This window comes from Nocardia cyriacigeorgica (assembly GCF_010858045.1).
Classification (GTDB): domain Bacteria; phylum Actinomycetota; class Actinomycetes; order Mycobacteriales; family Mycobacteriaceae; genus Nocardia; species Nocardia cyriacigeorgica_E.
Genome location: NZ_JAAGVC010000002.1, coordinates 68,290 through 87,303 on the forward strand (window position 1 = coordinate 68,290; position 19,014 = coordinate 87,303).

Here is a 19,014-nt window from a genome sequence, read left to right on the forward strand (position 1 = left end):
GGCTTCCCGGCCGCCCTGATCAGGCGCTGGTCAACGGTCGACGATGTCCTCGGCCAGCCATCGGCCGTCCACCTTGCGCATCTGCAGCACCACCGGCCCGGCCACGCTCTGCTGCGCGATACCGTCCTTCTCGGCGCTCACCACGAGGTTGACCAGAACCTCGGCGCGATCGCCGGTCAGTTTGGTCACACCGACCGGGTCGACATGCGCTTCGGTGCTGGTCCCGGCCTGTTTGATGGCCGAGATGGTGGTGGCGGCGTAGCTGTCGAGCTCGGCGCGCATCTTGCCGGTGAGCACCTGGGAGACGGCTGCCTGATAGCCGTCGATGTCCTTCAGCTGATACCCGTACACGGTGCGCAGTGCGTGCTCGGCGGCCGCGCGCACCTCCTCGGTGGCGGCATTGTCGACGAACGCGGCGTTGTCGTCGGGAACGCCCGGCCGCAGCGCGGCGACGACGGCGAACGCGGCCAGCGCGAGCGCGGCGAGGCCGCAGGCCAGCGGGAGGGTCCAGGAGCGGGCGCGGCCCGCCTGCGGTCGTCGGCGCGGCAGGAAACGGCGCCGGTCCCGTCCGCTCGCCACCGGGCGCGACAACCGGGCCGCGCGGGTGGTCTTGGTGCGGGGCGCGCGGGAGGTGTTCGCGCCGGTCATCGCGGCAGGCCCACGACTGTCCGCACCGCGGGAGCCGGCGCGCGGACCGGCCGCGCGGGCACCGGAGGCGGCGATACCACGCGATCCCGTCGACGGCGTGCCGGTGCGGCGGACCGGACGCGGCGTGCGTTCGACCGGGCGGCGCGAGGAGATCTTGTTGACGGGTCGGCGTTCAGCCATCGCTGTTCCTCCTGGCACCGGTCGGCAGCTCGGTTCGTGCGGTGAGGCGCGGCGAGGTGCGGCCCTGCGCCATGAACATGCTGGTCGCAGGCACCCCGCCGGGAGCCGTGGGCATGACCGCGCCGTGGGCGGGCCGCCGTGGCGCGGGGCGGGTCGGTCCGCCGAGGCGGTTGCGTAGATGCCCGGTGCGGAGCCTCACGGGATCTCACCTGCCGGGGGTGCACCGCCCGGGGCAGGCGCGTCGCGAGACTCGTCCGGAGCGGCGCCCTCGCCCCCACTCGGGTCGGGTCCGTGCGCCGGGTCGCCGGGCGGGGCGGCCCCGGGTGCCGCCGGATCGGCGGGGCTGGTCCCCGCATCGTTCAATGGCACCGGCTGCCCGAGCGAGGACACCTGCTCGGCCTTCCAGGTATCGCCGTCCTTCGCCATATCGAGGCTCCAGGTGTACCGATACCCGGACGGCTGTTCGCCCGGCCTGGCCTCGGTGACCCGGAGCACCACCAGCGCCGACGCCCGGTCGAGCTCGGAGTTCAACGAGGTCACGGCGGCGCCGAGCACACTCGACTCCATCCGCACCCCTGCCTGCGTCGCCATTGCCTCGGCCTGCTGCTGATGTTCGGTGGCCGAGGCCAGGATCGGCCCCGTCATCGACGAGCGCGCGATCGCCAGCGACCCCGCCACGTCATCGATGTTCATCGAGGTCATATTGATCGCGGCCTGCTGGGCGGCGTCCAGCGCCGCATCGCGCGCCGCCGCCCGCGGGCCATCGGTGAAGTACGCCGCCCGCACCCACCCGGCCCCGAACCAGGCCGCCGCAACCGATGCGAGCACCAGCGCCGCCACCGCCGCCACCGTCACGAACCGCGGCGGACCGGAGCTCTCACCGCCCGCACCGCGCTTGCGGGTCACGCCGGCGACCGGACCGTCCACTGTCACGTCCGAATCGGCAGCCGCTTCGCCCCGAACCGCAGCCGCCTCGCCCGAATCAGCAGCCACCTCGCCCCGGACCGCAGTCACCTCGCCCGAATCAGCCGTCGCATCGCCCGGATCAGCAGCCGCCTCGACGGACCCGGCGGCCGCCGAGCGGGTCCTGCGGCGCAGCCGACCGCCCCGCACTCCAGCCTCGGCAGCCGGCACTTCGCCAGGACCACGCACCGCAGACTCGGATCCGGCGCCGGGCTCACTACCGGCAGCCGCGTGGGCGGAAGGCGTACTACTGTCCACCGCCTGCGCAGATTCGGACCGGCCCTTGGTCTCGTGGCCGTCGGCCGCGGCGAGATCCGGTGCGGCGCGGTCGGCCGGTGGGTTGTCGGCGGAGTCGGGGTCGCGGGACGGTTTCCTGGTGTCCCCGGGGTCGGGTGAGTCGAGATTCACTGCACACCTCGTGTCGTTCGGGTTCAGCGTTTCGGGGTCACTCCCAGCAGGGTGGAGATCTGGACGGCGATGGGGGTGAGGTTGAGCTTGTCGGGATCGACCTTGGGGTTGTCGTCCCAGGGCTGGACGATGAGCGGGTCGGCGAGGTCGGCGCGTTCGCCGCCGCGGACGGCGGTCGGATTGCCGAAGGGCACCGCGCAGTGGGCCTCGGTATTGAAGGGGAACTCGTCGCGGGTGTCGTCGAAGTCCGGGTTTTGCGCCTTCATCCGGTCGAGGATGGCCTTGGTGCCCTCGTAGCCGACGGTGCAGGCGGGCGGATTGTTGGTCTCGAGCACCAGCCCGAAATGGCTGGTGCCGTCACCGGGGGCGGTGGCCGAGGCACCGATGGACAATTGCGGCAGCATTTGCAGCAGCGGTTTGAGCGCGTAGAACTTCGGCGAGATGGCCAGCAGCAGCATGCGCAGGTTGGCCAGGTCGGTGGTCAGGGCGGCGCCGCTCTCGTCGAGCAGCACGCCGATTTGCTGACCGGCGTCGGTGCCGGTGCCGATCAGCCTGCGCACCGCCGGATCGCTGGTCCGCAATTGGGCTGCGAGCTGGTCGAGACCGGCGCTGAATTCGCGGATCGCATCCGATTGCGCGGCCTGGGTGCCGAGCGCGACGCGGCCGTCGCGGATGAGCTGCACCGTCTGCGGCAGCGCCTCCCGGAAGCTCTCGGTGAAGGTGTTCAGCGATTCGAGCAGCCCGCGCAGGTCGCCGCCCTTGCCGTCGAGTGCGCGACCCAGTTCGGTGACGGTGGTGCTCAGCGCGGTCAGGTCGACGGTGCTCGCGAGGGTGTCGACGCTGCCGATCAACTCCTCCACCGGCACCGGCGTGGTCACCGAGTCGATGATCGATCCCTCGCGCAGATACGGTTCGCCCACCGTGTCCGGTTGCAGATCCACATACTGCTCGCCGATCGCCGATCGGTTGGCCACCACCGCCCGCGCCGACGCCGGGATCGGCGGCGAACTCGAATCGATCGTCAGCTTGATCAGCACGCCGTCGTCGGTGAGGTCAACGCCACCGACCCGGCCCACCGGAACTCCGCGATAGGTGACCTCGGCGCCCGCGTAGGCGCCGCCGGTGTGCTCTGCGCGCAGCAGCACCTCGTACTGCCCGAATCCGAGCATGTGGTCGAGCCGGATATAGCGGGCGCCCACGTAGACGACACCGAGCACCGCGATGACGGCGAACGCGATCAGCTGGATCCGCACCATGCGCGTCATCGCGGTCCACCTCCGAACGGTTCCAGCAGGGGCCCGAGCTGCGGCGGCAACCCCGGTACGCCCGGTTGACCCGGCACAGGAAGGACGGCCATGGTCGGCGGCAGCGGGAACAGCGACACCGTCGGCCAGCCGGGCCGCGGCCCGTTGCCGCCGTAGTACGGATTGGACGGGTCGACGTTGACCGGCGGTCCGGTCGGCGGGATGTACACCGGATCGGGTTTGCCGACGCCGAGATTGCTCAGGGTGACGCCGATCTGCTGATCCACCGACAGCCAGGTATTGACCTGCCCGCCGAAGGTGCCCTCCAGCGTCGAATCCGGGAACGGATAGGTCGGCACGAGCGGCAGCGCGGTGACCAGGTCCGGCGCGGCACGCCCGAGCTCTTGTAGTGCGGGCCGCAGCGCGCGCAGATCGCGGATGAGATCGTCTTTGGCGGTATCGATGACGTCGAACCCGGCCCGCCCCACCCGATCGAGCTGGGCCAGCAGCGCGATCAGCTGCGGCCGCTGTTGTTCCAGAATCCGGATGCCTTCGGGCAGTTCGTCGAGGATCTGATCGAGTTGGCGGGTCTGCGCCGCGACCCGGTTGCTCAGCGTCTCCAGTCCGTCGAGTGCTCTTGTGATGTCATCGACCTGTTCGTCGAGTCCGCCGATGAGGGTGTTCGCCTGCTCCAGCACCGCCCGCACCCGGTCTTCGCGGCCGCCGATCGCCTTGTTCAACTCGCTGACGATCGGCTGCAATTGCGCCACCCCACCGCCGTTGAGCAGCAGCGACAGCGCGCCGAGCACCTGCTCCACCTCGGTGGCGTGCCTGGTGTTGGTCACCGGGATCACCGCGCCGTCGCCGAGTCTCGGCCCCGCATCATCGCCGTCGGGTGCGGACAGTTCGATGAACTTCTCACCGAGCAGATTCGATTGGCGCACTTCGGCCAGCGCGTTCGCCGGCAGATCGACCGAAGAGTTCACCACGGTGGAGACATTCGCGGTCCAGCCGTCCTCGGCGAGGCTGATGTCCTCCACCCGCCCGACCGGTACGCCTTCGACTTTCACCGCCGATTGCGGCACCAGATCCAGCACATCGTCGAACCGGATATCGATGTGCATAGGGTCTGATCCGACGTCCGCGCCGCCGGGCAGCGGAATGCTGTAGATGCCGTCCGACGAGCACGAACTCATCAACAGCCCGGAGACCACCGCGGCCGCCGCGAGCGCCGTCCGCCGCATCATTTCGGACCTCCCTGCGAGGGCGGCAGCCGGTTCGACGGCGTGCCCGGCACCGTCCCCGGCACCGGCGCGCGCTGCTGGTTCTCCGCGCTGAGGATGCCGAACGGCAGGATCAGCGTCGGCGTCTGCACGGCTGCCGTGATCTGGTCGGTGATGTGCTTGCAGCGTTCGAGCAGCGGTCGCATCTGCTTGCCGAGCGCCTCGAACTTCGGGTCGCCGGGCATGAGCTTGCTCAGGTCGAGCATCCGGCACATGGCGCCGAACGGGTCTTGTAGATCGGTGAAGTTGGCACGCATATCCAGCGTGCCGGATTCGCCATTGTGGATATTGATGAGATTGCTCAACGCCACCGGCAGCACCGGCAGGGCCTCGGCCAGTGCGTCGCGCCGGTCGGCGAGGGTCTGGGTGAGGGTGATGAGCGAATCGGCATTGCCCTGGATCAGTTGCCGATTGGCGTCGATGAACCGGGCGACGTCACCGAGGGCGATGGACAGCAATTCCAGCGCGTTGCCGAGATTCTGCCGTTCCCCGGCCAGGAACGACGACAGGTCGGCGAGCTGGATGTTGAATTGGCGCACCTGCTGGTCGTTGCGGGCCAGCATGGTGATGAACGCCTGCAGGTTCTTCACGGTGTCGAAGATGTCGCCGCGCGAATCCGACAGCGTGCGCGCGGCCGCCGACAGTTCGCTGATGCCGTCGGCGATCGCGGCGCCGTTGCCGGTGAGGTTGCGCGCAGTGGTCCGCACCAGCTGGTCCAGCGCGCCGTCGGCATTGGCGCCGTCCGGGCCGAGCGCTTCGGACAGTTCGGTGATGCTGCGGTAGAGCCGATCGACCTCGACCGGGGTGGCGGTGCGCTCACGCGGAATCGTCGCGGTGCGCTCCATTTTCGGGCCGCCGCGATAGACAGGCGTGAGCTGGATGAAGCGATCCGAGACGATCGACGGCGTGATCTGGGCGGCTCTGGCGTCGGCGGGGATGTCGTAGGAGCGGTCGACGCTCATCACGATCTTCACCTGATCGCCCAGCGGTTCGACCGATTCCACCGAGCCCACCGGCACCCCGAGGATCCGCACATCCGAGCCCTCGTAGATGCCGACCGACCGATCGAAATAGGCGGTGATCGTGGTGGTGTTGAGCCGGTCGAACACCCACCACAGCGCCGCGGCCAGCACCAGCGCGATGACCGCGATCAATGCGATCGCGATCTTGCCGCCCCGCCGCAACGCCATCAGTTGCCTCCCAGCGTGCGCACCGGCGGCCGGTAGCCGGGGATCTCCGGAAGGCCGGGCGGGGTGATGTTGACGATCACCGCGTCGAACCAGCGCCCGGTGCCGAGCACATTCGCGTACAGCCCGTAGAACGGCGCCGCCAGCTCCAGGGTTTTGCTGATATTGGCCTGGTTGGCGTTGAGCAGGTCGATCGCGGCCTGCAAATTGGTCAGCGCCGGGCCGATCTGTTTTTCGTTGTCGGCCACCAGCGCACTCAGCTCGGTGGACACGGTCTGGGCGCCCGCCAGCAGCTGCGAGATGGCCTGCTGACGGATATTGAGTTCGGCGAACAGCTGCCCGCCCGAGGTCAGCAGACGCTCGAATTCGGCATTGCGGTCAGCCAGCACCTGGGTGGTTTTCTTCGTCGCGGCGAACAATTTGCGCAGTTCGTCATCGCGTTTGGCCACCGTGGTCGACAACCGGGTCACCCCGTCGATCGCGCTGCGGATATGCGGCGGCGTGGCGGCGAAGGCGTCCGAGAGCACCCGCATGGAAGTGGCCAGCTGGGTGGTGTCGATCTCGTCGAGGGTGCGGGCGGCGTCGCTGAAGGCGTCGATCACGTCGTACGGGGAGACGGTGCGCGACAACGGGATCCGCTCACTCGGGTCGGCCACCCGCGAACCCTGCGGGTCCAGCGCCAGATACTTCTGCCCGAGCAGGGTCTTGATCTGGATGGACGCCGTGGTCTCGTCACCGATCCAGGTATCCCTGGTGCGGAAATCGACCACCACCCGGTCGCCGTCGAGGCGCACCCCCGACACCGACCCGACCTTGACTCCGGCGACCCGCACCTCGTCACCGCGATCGAGCCCGGCCGCCTCGGAGAATTCGGCCGAATACGAGATGCCCGCACCGATGATGGGCAGCCGGTCGAGGAAGAACGCCGACATCGTCACCAGCAGCACCATCACCAGCCCGAGCACGCCGATGAAGGCGGGACTGCGCTTGCCGAGTAGCACCCGATCGTCCATCAGCGGCCCCCTTCCCCATGGCAACGCGGCGCGGCATTGGTGTAGAGCGGCTGATTGATCGTCGGCAGGCCGGCGGGCAGATTCAGCTGAGGCGCGTCCGGGGCGCCCGGGCCGGCAACGATGTCGATGCCGCACAGATAGAACTGGAACCAGGAGCCGTAACTGCCGACGCGGCCGAGCTTCTCCATCTTGATCGGCAGCGTCGCCAGCGCCTGATCCACCTCGTCGCTGCGTTCGTTGATCACCCCGGTGAGCTGGTTGATGCCGGCGATGGTGCCCTGCAGCGACGGCCGGGTCGGCACCAGCAGCTCGGAGGTGGCGGTGGCGACGTCACCGAGGGAGGTGACCGCGCGGCCGATCGTGTCGCGTTGCGCGGCCAGCCCGTCCACCAGCGCCGCGGTATTGACCACGAGCTGATCGAACTGGTCCTCGCGGGCGTTGATGGTGTCGAGCACCTCGGTCAGATCGCGCACCAGCTCGCCGATCACCGCGTCCTTGTCGGCGATCTTGTTGGTGAGATTCGCGGTGCTGGCCACCAGGTCCGCGACGGTGCCCTGCTCACCTTGGAAGACCTGGATGATCTCGTAGGACAGCTTGTTGACGTCCTCGGGCTGCAAGGTCCGAAACAGCGGCCGGAATCCGTCGAACAGGGTGGTCAGATTCAGCGCGGGCCGGGTGCGTTCCAGCGGAATCGTCGCACCCTCGTTGATCTTGCGGCCCTGCTCACCGGGACCGCGCTCCAATTCGATATAGCGCTGCCCGACCAGATTGCGGAAGCGGATGGTGGCCATCACCGAGGCGGGCAGCCACTCGCGGTCGGTGAGTTCGAACTTCACCTCCGCCACCCGGCGGTCCACGATCGAAATCCCGGTCACCTTGCCGACGCGGACGCCGGCGATGCGGATCTCATCACCCGGATTGAGCGAGGTGACGTCGGTGAAGCGGGCCTTGAACATGGTGCCGCCGCCGGTGTAGTTCGCGATCGACAGCCCGAGCATCACCGTCGCGAACAGCGTCACCACCACGAAGATCGCGAGTTTGGTGAGCGGCCCGCCCAGACCACGCAGCTGCGCCCTCATCGCACACTCACCTCGCTCCCGCGAAAGGCCGGTGCGGCGATCCTGGTCACCCAGCCCGGCACCTGGTCCGGCGAAACACCCTGTGCGGCACCGTAGATCGCGCCGAGCGCGTGCCGCTCGCCGGGCGAGCCCGCGATGGTCGGCGTGTTCCCGGCCGGGAACACCCCGAACTGCGGTGGCTGCATGGCACCGATCTGCTGATCGCCCGGGTTGCGGCTCGGTGGCTGATAGGAGCCGTCGTTGTTGGGCCCGCCCGGATACTGCCCCGCATCCACACCCAGCGGGAACTCGGGGAAGCAGGCCGGGCCGCGGGTATCGAGCCAGCGCGGTTCGTCCTGGTTGGGCAGATACCGGCCGCGGGTGTTGACCAGCTCGATCGTCACCCGGGAGCCGGGGCGGTCGGTGCCCATGCCCATGATCTCGTCGATCCGCGGACGCATCTTGGCGAAATTGGCCAGCGCACAGGCATAGGTCGGTGAATAGGTGGCCAGCAATTCCAGCGCCGGACGAGCGTCCGCGGCGACATCGATGACGTTGTCGTGGTTGGCGATCAGGAAATCGGCGGTCGCCGCGGAGGTGGGCGTCAGCGTGGCCAGCAGGACGTCGATATCGGTGCGGCGCTGCACGATGGTCGCGTTGGTGGTGCGCAGTTTGTCCAGCGCGTCGATGAGCTGCGGTGCGGCGTCGGCGTAGGTGATCGCGGTCTCGGCGAGACTGCGCAAACCCGCACGCAATTCGGGCAGCACCGCGTTGACGTCGGTGAGGATGACGTCGAGCCGGTCCAGCGTCGTACCCAGCTCCTCCCCCTGCCCGGCCAGCGCCTGCGACAGCGCGCCGAGGGTCGCCGCCAGATCCTGCGGCGGGATCGCCTGCAACAGCGGCAGCAGATCGTCGAGCAGTTTGCTCACCTCGACGGCATTGCCGCCGGCGTCCTGATGCAGCGTCACCCCCGACGTCAGATGCTGCGGGCTCGGATCCTCGGGAATCAACAGATCGACATACCGTTCGCCGAACAACGTCTTCGGCAGCAGCCGCGCGGTCGAGTTCACCGGAATCTGCTCCGCGCGCGCCGGATCGATCGCGAGCTCGAGGGTCACCTGGCCGCCCTCGGCGCGGCTGGAACGCACCTCGCCGACGGTGACGCCACGCGCCTTCACATCGGCGTTCTTGGTCAGCGCATTGCCGACGCTGTCGGTGATCAGCCGGACATCGACCGAGTTCACGAACGTCTTGTTGTAGATGGCCACCGTCGTCCACAGAAACAACGCGACCACCACGAAAAAGGCGATGCCGAGCAGCCGATTGCGCACCTTGGCCGTCGACCGCCACCACTGCACCCGGCTGCTCATCCGGCCACCCGCACCGTCGTCGTGGTGCCCCAGATCGCCAGGCTCAGAAAGAAGTCCAGCACATTGACCAGTACGATCGCCGCTCGCACCGCCCGCCCCACCGCCACCCCGACACCGGCGGGCCCTCCGGTGGCGTGGAAGCCGTAATAGCAGTGCACCATGATGATCACGAAGGCGAATACCAGCACTTTGAGGAACGAATACAGCACGTCCTCTGGCGGCAGGAACAGCCCGAAATAGTGGTCATAGGACCCGCTGGATTGGCCGTTGAACCAAATGCTGATCATCCGCGAGGCCAGAAAGGTCCCGAGCAGACCGACGACGTAGAGCGGGATCACCGCGAGAAATCCGGCGATCACCCTGGTCGTCACCAGGAAGGGCACCCCGGGCACCGCCATCACTTCCAGCGCGTCGATCTCCTCGGAGATGCGCATGGCGCCCAATTGCGCGGTGAAGCCACAGCCCACCGTCGCCGACAATGCGAGCGCGGCCACCAGCGGCGCGATTTCCCTGGTGTTGATATAGGCGGTGAGGAATCCGGTGAGCACCGAACTTCCGAGCGAATCGAGCGCCTTGAAACCCTGGAGTCCGACCACCACGCCGACCGAACCGGACATGAACACGATGACGCCGATCGTTCCGCCGATCACCGCGAGCGCACCGCTGCCGAACGTGACCTCGGCCAGCAGCCGCATGACCTCCTTGCGGTAATGCACCGCGGTGCGCGGAATCCAGGCGATCGCACGGGAATAGAACGACATCTGCTCGCCCGCGCGGTCGATGACGTTCAGCGGCGCGCGTGCGGCCTCCCCGGCCCGGCGGGCCGTTTTCGCGAGGGCTGGATTGCGGTAGCGGACAGCCACCGGTCAGGAGCCCTTTGCGGGAACAATCTGCAAATAGATCAAGGTCAGCACCAGGTTCACGAAGAAGAGCACCAGGAACGTGATCACCACTGATTGATTCACCGCGTCGCCGACTCCTTTCGGTCCCCCGCTGGGATGCAGCCCCTTGTACGCGGCGATCACGCCCGCGATCAGCCCGAAAACGGCGGCTTTGATCTCACCGATCCACAGATCGGGCAGCTGGGCCAGCGCCGAGAACGACGCGAGATAGGCGCCCGGTGTACCGCCCTGCAACAAGACATTGAAGAAATAGCCGCCGGCGATGCCGACCACCGACACCAGCCCGTTGAGCAGCAGCGCCACCAGCATCATGCCGAGCACGCGGGGTACGACCAGCTTCTGCACCGGATCGACGCCGAGCACCTCCAGCGCGTCGATCTCCTCGCGGATGGTGCGCGAGCCCAGGTCGGCGGCCACCGCGGAGCCGGCCGCGCCCGCGATGATCAGGGCCGTCACCACCGGCGCCGCCTGCTGCACGGTCGCGAGCACGCTGGTCGCGCCAGTGAACGATTCGGCGCCGAGCTGTTTGATCAGTGAGCCGGTCTGCAACGCCACGACCGCGCCGAACGGAATCGCCACCAACGCGCTGGGCAGAATCGACACGCTGGCGATGAACCAGGATTGCTCGATGAATTCGCGCCATTGGAAGGGCCGGCGAAATACCTTGCGCGCCACATCGAGAAACAGCGCGAAGATCTTCCCGGCCTGAGCGAACCCGGACTCGACCGGAGTCCGTAAACGCGCGAGCGTTGGGTTCACGATGGCCGATGTTACCTGCGTTACACCTCGCGACAGTCCCGCATAACCGCCGTGTCGCGGGGTTTATCGGCGACCAGGCGCCGAAAAGACGAATACCGCGCCGGTGATCCGGCGCGGTATTCGAGGGGGTGTGGTCTACCTGTTCGGAGTCTGGTGATGCGGCACGGTGGCGTCGTACGGGCCACCCTGCGAGAGCTGGGCGGTGTCGTAGGACATCACCTGGGTGTCATCGTTCTCCTCCAGCGACTGCTGGATGGCGACCTGCGCGGCGTGCGGCAGGGTGTGCATGATCTCGCGCACCCGCTGCTTGCGGCGGTGCACCGCCTGGCGCACCGGCATACCGGGCTGGGCCTTCATCTGCGGGATGATGCCCTCGATCTCCTCGGCGCCGCCGTGATGGTGACCGGCGTCGACCATGGCCTGCTCGCGGGCCATCTGCGCTTCGTCCTTTTCCTCCGACATACCGATCGGGCCGATCATGCGGCCGTTGAGGAACTGCTTGACCACCGGCTCGTCGGAGGTGAGCAGCACCTCGCGGGGGCCGAACATCACCAACTGGCGGCGGAACAGCATGCCGATGTTGTCGGGCACGGTGCGGGCCAGGTTGATGTTGTGGGTCACGATGAGGATCGTGGCGTCGATCTGGGCGTTGATGTCGATGAGCAGCTGGCTCAGGTAGGTGGTGCGGACCGGGTCCAGACCGGAGTCGGGCTCGTCGACCAGGATGATCTGCGGGTCGAGCACCAGCGCGCGGGCCAGGCCGGCACGTTTGCGCATACCGCCGGAGATTTCGCCGGGGAGCTTGTACTCCGCGCCGAGGAGACCGACCATCTCCATCTTCTCCATGACGATCTTCTTGATCTCCGACTCCGACTTCTTCGTGTGCTCACGCAACGGGAAGGCGACGTTGTCGAACAGATGCATGGAGCCGAACAGTGCGCCGTCCTGGAACAGGACGCCGAACAGCTTGCGGATCTCGTAGAGCTCCTTGTTGGAGCAGGTGGTGATATCGGTTCCGTCGATGTAGATCGAGCCGCGCTCGGGGCGCAGCAGACCGATCAGCGATTTCAGAAAGACGGACTTACCGGTACCGGAGGGGCCGAGCAGCGCACTGACCTCCCCGGCGGGCAGGGTGATCGAAACGTCCTGCCAAATCCGCTGGGAACCAAAGGACTTGGTAATGCCTTCGGTCCTGACCTCGACGCCCACGCCAACCTCCACATTTCTCAGCGAGCCGCCCCACCGGCGAACCGCGGGCTCGACCTCGCGGTGTGTCACGTCACAGTGGGTTCGGTCACTCTATCGCATGGGCATGTCGTCGCACACCCCAACCTGACCGAAGAGTAACCCCCGAACGGTCCGGTTATTCGGCCGACCCCGGCATGTGGCCGGAGAACACGAACGGGCGGCCCCAGGAAATGGGACCGCCCGTTACGGCGTTTCGCTCGGAAATTACTTGACCGAGACCGAGGCGCCGGCCGCTTCCAGCTTCTCCTTGGCGGCGTCGGCAGCGTCCTTGGCGACCTTCTCCAGGATCGGCTTCGGGGCACCCTCGACCAGGTCCTTGGCTTCCTTCAGGCCCAGGCCGGAGACGATCTCGCGGACCACCTTGATGACCTGGATCTTCTTGTCGCCGGCACCCTCGAGGATGACGTCGAACTCGTCCTGCTCGGACTCGGCCTCGGCGGCACCACCGGCAGCGGCGCCACCGACGGCGGCGACGGCGACCGGAGCAGCAGCGGTGACCTCGAACTTCTCCTCGAACTTCTTGACGAAGTCCGACAGCTCGAGCAGGGTCATGTTGCCGAAGGTCTCGAGCAGTTCGTCAACGTTGGCCATTGTTGTTTCCTTTCGGTGGATGATGTCTGGGTCGGACGCGGATCGCGCCCGTTTGATTTGCGGCGTTCACGGGGCCTGCGTGGTTACGCTCCGCTTCCGCCTCCGGCCCCTGAGCTCACGCCGCGGGGGTTGGTGGCGCTTATTCGGCGCCTTCGGCCCGCTTCTTGTCCTCGAGCGCGGCGGCCAGGCGGGCCACCTGCGACGCGGGAGCGTTGAACAGGCCTGCGGCCTTGGCCAGGTTGCCCTTCAGCGCACCGGCCAGCTTGGCCAGCAGCACCTCGCGGGTTTCCAGGTCGGCGATCTTCTCGACCTCGGACACGGACAGCGCGTTGCCGTCCATGTAGCCGCCCTTGATGACCAGCGCCTTGTGATCCTTGGCGAAGGTCTTGAGCGCCTTCGCCGCGTTGACCGGCTCGCCCTGGATGAAGGCGATAGCGGTCGGTCCGACGAACAAGTCGTCCAGGCCCTCGACACCGGCCTCGGCGGCAGCCCGCTTGACCAGGGTGTTCTTGGCGACGGAGTACGTGGCGTCGGCACCGAGCGCGCGGCGCAGTTCGGTGAGGGCACCGACGGACAGGCCACGGTATTCCGTGACGACGGTGGCCGTCGAGCTCTTGAACTGCTCAGCGATCTCCGCGACCGCGGTGACCTTCTCGGGTTTTGCCATACTTCGCCTCCTCTCTGATGTCGGTTCGGACCCGAACTACCGACCTGAGGTGGCGAAACAACAAACGCCCCGGACGCAGAGCGTTCCGGGGCGCAATAGGATGAACCGATCCGGGCCGGGGCCCGTGGTCGACTCCCAGCCTCGGCTCTCCCTGCGTGGGCCGCCGGCTGATGCCGGACCTTCGACCGAACCCATGCGGGAACGGCGACCAACGGTCTTCGGTAGAACGGATTGGGTAGCGATCGAACACGTCGATAACTTCGCTTCAGAGTACCGGTAGGTCTCCCATCTGGCAAAACGGGGTCCACCGAGCCCGCGAATCAGGTCAATTTCAGTGTCGTGCATCACATTCAACCCGCAAGGTGAGCAGGATCGCAGACTATAAGTGTTACTTGAAGTAACTGTTACTACATACGCTGCTCGCCATGACAACCCCACTAGTCGATCCACCGGTGCTGCTGGAACGACGCGCGCACCGATTCCTCGCGCTCGCGGTGATCTGCCTCGCCGAACTGCTCGTCGTACTCGACAACACCATCGTCAACGTGGCCCTGCCGTCGATCGGTGTCGAACTGTCCACCGGCGTCAGCGGCCTGCAATGGGTGGTCGACGCCTACACCCTCACCTTCGCCGGCCTGCTGCTGGCGTTCGGCAATCTCGGCGACCGCTACGGGCGCCGCCGGGTGATGATGATCGGCCTGGTCGGCGTCGGTGCGATGTCGGTGGTCGGTGCGCTGTCGAGTTCGCTCGACGGTGTCATCGCCGCCCGTGCGGCCATGGGGGTGTTCGCCGCCGCGGTGTTCCCGGCGACATTGGCGCTGATCATCAATATCTTCACCGACCGAAGGGAACGCGCCCTCGCCATCGCGGCCTGGACCGCCATGGCCGGCTTCGCCATCGCGATCGGACCCATCTCCGGCGGCTGGCTGCTAGAGCATTTCTCCTGGCACTCCGTCTTCTGGATCAACGTGCCGGTGGCCCTCGTGGCCTTGATCGCCACCGTGTTGTGGGTGCCGGAATCGCGGTCGGCGGAGGTCGGCAGGCTCGACCTGGCGGGCATCGCGTTGTCCATCGCCGGTATCACCCTGCTGGTGTGGGCCATCATCGAAGCCCCGCGCTATGGCTGGCTCTCGGCGACGACGCTCACCGCGGCGGCCGGTGGCCTCGCGCTGCTCGCCGCGTTCATCGGCTGGGAATTGCGCACCGGCGCACCGATTCTCGATATGCGCCTGTTCCGCAACCGACGATTCTCGCTGCCCGCCCTTGCCATCGCGGTCGGCTATTTCTCGATGTTCGGCTTCCTGTTCCTGATCACCCAGTATTTCCAGGGGGTTCGCGAATACACGCCGCTCGAATTCGGTATCGCCTCCTTGCCTTTCGCGTTCTCGGTCGCGATCGGCGCGCCCGTCGCCACCCTGCTCGCGCAACGCCTCGGCACCACCCCGGTCATCGTGTTCGGCTTGCTGCTCACCGGGCTCGGGCTCTATCTCGGCGGTCAGGTGACCGTCGACAGCGGCTATCTCACCGATGTGCTGCCGTCGATGGTGTCGATGGCACTCGGCCTGGCCATCGTGCAGGGGCCCGCCACCGAATCGATCATGTCGTCGCTGCCGTTGAACGAGGCGGGCGCCGGCTCCGCGGTCAACGACACCACCCGCGAATTCGGCGGCACGCTCGGCGTGGCCGTGCTCGGCTCGATCGTCGCCTCGTACTACACGACGAAGGTGGCGCCGCTGATCGACCGTGTGCCAGGAACGCTGATGTCGGACAACGAGAAGGACTTCGCGAAGTCGACCCCGTTGAGCGTGCTGGAGATGCGCAAACGGGAATTGACGCCGTTCTTCGACTCGCAGCGCGAGAACATCATCACCGCGATGAAGACCGCCTGCTTGGAAGGCTCACATGCCGCCTCGCTGGTGGCCACGGGCGCGGTGGTGGTCTGCGCGGTGATCGTCGCGATCTTTCTGCCCTGGGGTGTGCCGGAGGGCGATTCGGTGCTGCTCGGCTGGCGCGGGAAGGCGGAGTCGGACTGAGCGGACCGGTCGGCAGGTGTGGGTGGCCGGTGGGTGCTCCCGCCCGGCCTCCGTCACCGGAGTCTGGTTACTTGCGGTGCCGCCCGGCACGGGTGCCGGCAGAACCGGAGTCATCGCCGCGGTGACTGTCATTCGCACTGTCGTCGCTGGATCGTTCGCCGATTCGGCGGGGTTTGGGCAGGCGCCGGTGTCCGGTGGCTCCGGCGTCATCGCCGGACCGCTTCCGACGCAGCTCGTCGAGATCGACGACGCTGCCAGCCCGACCGGTGCCGGGTGAGTCGGTCGGGCTCGCCGACCACGAGCCGACCGGCCACGCTCCGGTTTCGCCCTGCAACTCCGACCGCAGGACCGGCCTGGTCGGCGCCGGGTCGTACGACGCGCCGAATTCCGGACGCCACGTTTTCGGTGGAGCGGCCTCTGCCACCCGCCGCGGGCGCCGCGGGAGTGGAACGACCTTCGAGGACCGCTGGTCCGGTACTTCCTGATCCGACATCGAGCTAGCAGCCGCCTGGTGCCGCGACATCGGCCGGCGCACCGGGCCGATGTCTGATCCTTGTGCTGAGTCCGTCGCTCACACCCCTATTCTCTCTCAGCATCCGCGCGACCGCAGAATCGGTCGCCGCGGCCCGGCTCGGCGGCCGGGGCGTAGGGCCGGAGAACGCCGAAAAGGCGGGAACGCAGATCGCGTTCCCGCCGTTTCGGTGGTGCTCAGGTGCTGCTTACGCGTCCTCGTCGAGGAGGTTGCGGGTGCGGTTCGGGTCCACCGGGATGCCCGGTCCGGTGTTCGTCGAGACCGTCACCTTCTTGACGTAGCGGCCCTTGGCGGTCGACGGCTTCACACGCAGGATCTCGTCCAGCGCGGCGCCGTAGTTCTCCACCAGCTTGGCATCGTCGAAGGACGCCTTGCCGATGACGAAGTGCAGGTTGGCCTGCTTGTCGACGCGGAAGTTGATCTTGCCGCCCTTGATGTCGTTGACGGCCTTGGTCACGTCGGTGGTGACCGTGCCCGTCTTCGGGTTCGGCATCAGACCGCGCGGGCCGAGGACACGCGCGATGCGGCCGACCTTGGCCATCTGGTCCGGGGTGGCGATCGCGGCGTCGAAGTCCAGCCAGCCGCCCTGAATCCGCTCGATCAGATCCTCGGCGCCGACGGCGTCCGCACCGGCGGCCTCGGCCTCGGCGGCCTTCTCGCCGGCCGCGAACACGATGACGCGGGCGGTCTTACCGGTGCCGTGCGGCAGGTTGACGGTGCCGCGGACCATCTGGTCGGCCTTACGGGGATCCACACCGAGACGAACGGCGACCTCGACGGTCGCGTCGGTCTTGGTGGTGGCGGTCTCCTTGGCCAGCCGCGCGGCGGCCAGCGGGGAGTAGAGCTTGGTGCGATCGACCTTCTCGGCCGCGGCGAGGTACGCCTTGCTTCGTTTTGCCATGTTTTCTCTGTCCTTAGCTGTGGTTCAGAAGTGGTTATCGGGCCTGGCCGGCCCTCCCACCAGTTGCAGGGAGCTGACGCTCAGCCCTCGACCGTGATGCCCATCGAACGAGCGGTGCCCGCGATGATCTTCGCGGCCTGCTCGATGTCGTTGGCGTTCAGGTCTTCCTGCTTGGTCTTGGCGATCTCGCGCACCTGGTCCATGGTCACGGTGGCGACCTTGTTGCGGTGCGGCTCGGCCGAGCCCTTCTGCACGCCTGCGGCCTTGAGCAGCAGCTTGGCGGCGGGCGGGGTCTTCAGCTTGAAGTCGAAGGTCCGGTCCTCGTACACCGAGATCTCGACCGGAATGACGTTGCCACGCTGCGACTCGGTCGCGGCGTTGTACGCCTTGCAGAACTCCATGATGTTGACGCCGTGCTGACCGAGCGCGGGGCCGACCGGAGGGGCCGGGTTCGCCTGGCCGGCCTGGATCTGCAGCTTGATGATCCCGGCGAGCTTCTTCTTCTTGGGGGGCATCTTTCTTCCTTGGTTTCGGTTCCTTACGGTTGCCGTAAGCCTGTCGCGGGCGCGAACCCGCAGCCGGGCACGCCCGGCACCGCGCGACGAATCCGGTAGTACTGCACCGGCTCGCGCGCGAACCCTGACACCTTACCGGGATCGCCGCGCGCGCGATCATGTGGGGCCGGTGCACGGCCCCTTGATCAGATCTTCGCGACCTGGGTGAACGCCAGCTCGACCGGGGTTTCCCGTCCGAAGATCGACACCAGCACCTTGAGCTTCTGCTGTTCGGCGTTGACCTCGGAGATGCTGGCGGGCAGCGTCGCGAACGGGCCGTCCATGACGGTGACCGACTCGCCGACCTCGAAATCGACCTCGATGACCGGCTTGGCGACGGCCTCGGTGGCGGCTTCCTGAGTGGCGGAGGCGGCAGCGGCCGCGGCGGCCGGCGCCTTCTTCTGCTGCGAGGCGGGCACCAGGAACTTCACCACGTCGTTGATGGTCAGCGGCGAAGGCCGGGAGGTCGCGCCGACGAAGCCGGTGACGCCGGGGGTGTTGCGCACCGCGCCCCAGGACTCGTCGTTCAGTTCCATGCGGACCAGGATGTAGCCGGGCAGCACCTTGCGGTTGACGTTCTTGCGCTGGCCGTTCTTGATCTCGGTGACCTCTTCGGTGGGCACTTCCACCTGGAAGATGTAGTCCTCGAGGTCGAGGTTCTGCACACGGGTCTCGAGATTGGCCTTGACCTTGTTCTCGTAGCCCGCGTAGGAGTGGATGACGTACCACTCGCCGGGCGCGCGACGCAGCGCGGCCTTCATCTCCTCCACCGGATCGGCCGGGGCCTCGTCGATGGGGGCTTCCTCGGCAGCGGCGGCCTCGTCAGCGGGCGCGGATTCGTCGACGGCCACGGACTCGTCGGCGGATTCCTCGACGGAGCCGGCGGCCGACTCGGCCACCGCGTCGTCGACCGGGAACTCGTCGTTTGTGTCGTTCTCCGGGGTGCTCACTGGGGCACTCGCTTCCTGTGTCGTCACGTAAATCCTCTGCGTGCCGGGGCCGGACACGGTGAAAATGGTCCGTCCGTCCCGTCCCGGGGTCGGCTTCCGGCGGCGTTCGTTAACCGAACAGCCAGTCGACACCTTTGACGAACGCCACATCCAATCCCGCGATGAACGCGACCATGAAGACCACGAACACCAGAACAACGCTCGTATAGGTGACCATCTGCTTCCGGTTGGGCCAGATCACCTTGCGCAGTTCCGCGATCACCTCACGCAGGAACTTGATCAAACGCTTGAACGGATTGCCCGGCTTCTTGCGTTCGGCCCGATCGGAGGTCTTGGCTGCCTTGCGCGGGCGGTCGATCGTGGCGACCGCGCCGTTATCGGCCGACGAGGACGACGAACCGGTGCGGGCCCGCCGGGCGGACCGCTTGCCGCTCGGCCGACTCGCCGCGGCGGTGCCATCGCCGTCGTCGCGAGTGTCCCGCTCGTCGCTCACGTCAGAACCCTCTCTCATCGCTGGCATCCA

Annotated in this window: 19 protein-coding genes; 1 reads left to right on the plus strand and 18 read right to left on the minus strand. The window is 67.4% G+C overall.

Annotated elements, in window-relative coordinates:
- Positions 1-30: 30 nt before the first annotated feature.
- From GV790_RS02540 to rplJ, 14 genes are all read right to left on the minus strand, one after another.
- The gene (locus GV790_RS02540; RefSeq protein ID WP_256672974.1) at positions 31-828 is read right to left on the minus strand and encodes a hypothetical protein; all 798 of its coding nucleotides are present in this window, start codon (positions 826-828) and stop codon (positions 31-33) included.
- On the minus strand, positions 821-1,027 hold the full coding sequence (locus GV790_RS02545; protein WP_163810077.1) for a hypothetical protein: 207 nt from the start codon (positions 1,025-1,027) through the stop codon (positions 821-823). The genes GV790_RS02540 and GV790_RS02545 overlap by 8 nt, the downstream gene beginning before the upstream one ends.
- Positions 1,024-1,761 carry a hypothetical protein gene (locus GV790_RS02550; RefSeq protein ID WP_175585784.1) on the minus strand — a complete coding sequence of 246 codons (738 nt, stop codon included), beginning with the start codon at positions 1,759-1,761 and terminating at the stop codon, positions 1,024-1,026. Before GV790_RS02550 ends, GV790_RS02545 begins: the two co-directional genes overlap by 4 nt.
- Before the next feature lie 461 nt (positions 1,762-2,222).
- The gene (locus GV790_RS02555) at positions 2,223-3,464 is read right to left on the minus strand and encodes an MCE family protein (RefSeq protein WP_163810079.1); all 1,242 of its coding nucleotides are present in this window, start codon (positions 3,462-3,464) and stop codon (positions 2,223-2,225) included.
- On the minus strand, positions 3,461-4,690 hold the full coding sequence (locus GV790_RS02560; RefSeq protein ID WP_163810081.1) for an MCE family protein: 1,230 nt from the start codon (positions 4,688-4,690) through the stop codon (positions 3,461-3,463). Before GV790_RS02560 ends, GV790_RS02555 begins: the two co-directional genes overlap by 4 nt.
- Positions 4,687-5,916, minus strand: a complete 1,230-nt coding sequence (locus GV790_RS02565) for an MCE family protein (RefSeq protein ID WP_163810083.1) — start codon at positions 5,914-5,916, stop codon at positions 4,687-4,689. The genes GV790_RS02560 and GV790_RS02565 overlap by 4 nt, the downstream gene beginning before the upstream one ends.
- The gene (locus GV790_RS02570; RefSeq protein WP_163810085.1) at positions 5,916-6,926 is read right to left on the minus strand and encodes an MCE family protein; all 1,011 of its coding nucleotides are present in this window, start codon (positions 6,924-6,926) and stop codon (positions 5,916-5,918) included. Before GV790_RS02570 ends, GV790_RS02565 begins: the two co-directional genes overlap by 1 nt.
- Complete coding sequence (locus GV790_RS02575; RefSeq protein ID WP_175585785.1) at positions 6,926-8,005, minus strand: MCE family protein; 1,080 nt, start codon at positions 8,003-8,005, stop codon at positions 6,926-6,928. The genes GV790_RS02570 and GV790_RS02575 overlap by 1 nt, the downstream gene beginning before the upstream one ends.
- Positions 8,002-9,354: an MCE family protein gene (locus tag GV790_RS02580; protein WP_163810087.1), complete on the minus strand. Its 1,353-nt coding sequence runs from the start codon at positions 9,352-9,354 to the stop codon at positions 8,002-8,004. Before GV790_RS02580 ends, GV790_RS02575 begins: the two co-directional genes overlap by 4 nt.
- Positions 9,351-10,217 (minus strand): MlaE family ABC transporter permease, encoded by an 867-nt coding sequence (locus GV790_RS02585; protein ID WP_163810089.1) that lies wholly within the window; start codon positions 10,215-10,217, stop codon positions 9,351-9,353. The genes GV790_RS02580 and GV790_RS02585 overlap by 4 nt, the downstream gene beginning before the upstream one ends.
- 3 nt (positions 10,218-10,220) lie before the next feature.
- Positions 10,221-11,015, minus strand: coding sequence for an MlaE family ABC transporter permease (locus GV790_RS02590; protein ID WP_036540477.1), 795 nt, complete (start codon positions 11,013-11,015; stop codon positions 10,221-10,223).
- A gap of 135 nt (positions 11,016-11,150) precedes the next feature.
- Entirely contained in the window at positions 11,151-12,224 is a 1,074-nt protein-coding gene (locus tag GV790_RS02595) for an ABC transporter ATP-binding protein (RefSeq protein WP_280211884.1), read from the minus strand.
- Between the two features lie 243 nt (positions 12,225-12,467).
- Positions 12,468-12,854 (minus strand): 50S ribosomal protein L7/L12, encoded by a 387-nt coding sequence (gene rplL / locus GV790_RS02600; protein WP_014353097.1) that lies wholly within the window; start codon positions 12,852-12,854, stop codon positions 12,468-12,470.
- A gap of 139 nt (positions 12,855-12,993) precedes the next feature.
- Positions 12,994-13,521: a 50S ribosomal protein L10 gene (gene rplJ / locus GV790_RS02605; protein ID WP_014353098.1), complete on the minus strand. Its 528-nt coding sequence runs from the start codon at positions 13,519-13,521 to the stop codon at positions 12,994-12,996.
- A 425-nt stretch (positions 13,522-13,946) separates the two neighbouring features.
- On the opposite strand from rplJ, the gene GV790_RS02610 reads away from it, so the two are divergent.
- Positions 13,947-15,554: an MFS transporter gene (locus GV790_RS02610; RefSeq protein ID WP_163810091.1), complete on the plus strand. Its 1,608-nt coding sequence runs from the start codon at positions 13,947-13,949 to the stop codon at positions 15,552-15,554.
- 719 nt (positions 15,555-16,273) lie between these two features.
- On the opposite strand, the gene rplA is transcribed toward GV790_RS02610, so the two are convergent.
- The 4 genes from rplA to secE all read right to left on the minus strand — a co-directional run bounded on the left by rplA (position 16,274) and on the right by secE (position 18,984).
- On the minus strand, positions 16,274-16,987 hold the full coding sequence (rplA, locus tag GV790_RS02615) for a 50S ribosomal protein L1 (protein WP_036540481.1): 714 nt from the start codon (positions 16,985-16,987) through the stop codon (positions 16,274-16,276).
- A gap of 80 nt (positions 16,988-17,067) precedes the next feature.
- The gene (gene rplK, locus GV790_RS02620) at positions 17,068-17,502 is read right to left on the minus strand and encodes a 50S ribosomal protein L11 (protein ID WP_014353103.1); all 435 of its coding nucleotides are present in this window, start codon (positions 17,500-17,502) and stop codon (positions 17,068-17,070) included.
- 185 nt (positions 17,503-17,687) lie between these two features.
- Positions 17,688-18,491: a transcription termination/antitermination protein NusG gene (gene nusG, locus GV790_RS02625; RefSeq protein ID WP_163810519.1), complete on the minus strand. Its 804-nt coding sequence runs from the start codon at positions 18,489-18,491 to the stop codon at positions 17,688-17,690.
- 109 nt (positions 18,492-18,600) lie between these two features.
- Complete coding sequence (gene secE, locus GV790_RS02630) at positions 18,601-18,984, minus strand: preprotein translocase subunit SecE (protein WP_163810093.1); 384 nt, start codon at positions 18,982-18,984, stop codon at positions 18,601-18,603.
- Between the last annotated feature and the right edge of the window lie 30 nt (positions 18,985-19,014).

Excerpts from the sequence above, each read along its gene's own strand:
- GV790_RS02555 (WP_163810079.1), bottom strand. The coding sequence starts at position 3,464 with ATGACGCGCATGGTGCGGATCCAGCTGATCGCGTTCGCCGTCATCGCG.
- GV790_RS02575 (WP_175585785.1), bottom strand. The coding sequence starts at position 8,005 with ATGAGGGCGCAGCTGCGTGGTCTGGGCGGGCCGCTCACCAAACTCGCG.
- GV790_RS02560 (WP_163810081.1), bottom strand. The coding sequence starts at position 4,690 with ATGATGCGGCGGACGGCGCTCGCGGCGGCCGCGGTGGTCTCCGGGCTG.
- rplK (WP_014353103.1), bottom strand. The coding sequence starts at position 17,502 with ATGCCCCCCAAGAAGAAGAAGCTCGCCGGGATCATCAAGCTGCAGATC.
- GV790_RS02540 (WP_256672974.1), bottom strand. The coding sequence starts at position 828 with ATGGCTGAACGCCGACCCGTCAACAAGATCTCCTCGCGCCGCCCGGTC.
- GV790_RS02580 (WP_163810087.1), bottom strand. The coding sequence starts at position 9,354 with ATGAGCAGCCGGGTGCAGTGGTGGCGGTCGACGGCCAAGGTGCGCAAT.
- GV790_RS02610 (WP_163810091.1), top strand. The coding sequence starts at position 13,947 with ATGACAACCCCACTAGTCGATCCACCGGTGCTGCTGGAACGACGCGCG.
- rplL (WP_014353097.1), bottom strand. The coding sequence starts at position 12,854 with ATGGCCAACGTTGACGAACTGCTCGAGACCTTCGGCAACATGACCCTG.
- rplA (WP_036540481.1), bottom strand. The coding sequence starts at position 16,987 with ATGGCAAAACGAAGCAAGGCGTACCTCGCCGCGGCCGAGAAGGTCGAT.
- GV790_RS02570 (WP_163810085.1), bottom strand. The coding sequence starts at position 6,926 with ATGGACGATCGGGTGCTACTCGGCAAGCGCAGTCCCGCCTTCATCGGC.
- rplJ (WP_014353098.1), bottom strand. The coding sequence starts at position 13,521 with ATGGCAAAACCCGAGAAGGTCACCGCGGTCGCGGAGATCGCTGAGCAG.
- GV790_RS02565 (WP_163810083.1), bottom strand. The coding sequence starts at position 5,916 with ATGGCGTTGCGGCGGGGCGGCAAGATCGCGATCGCATTGATCGCGGTC.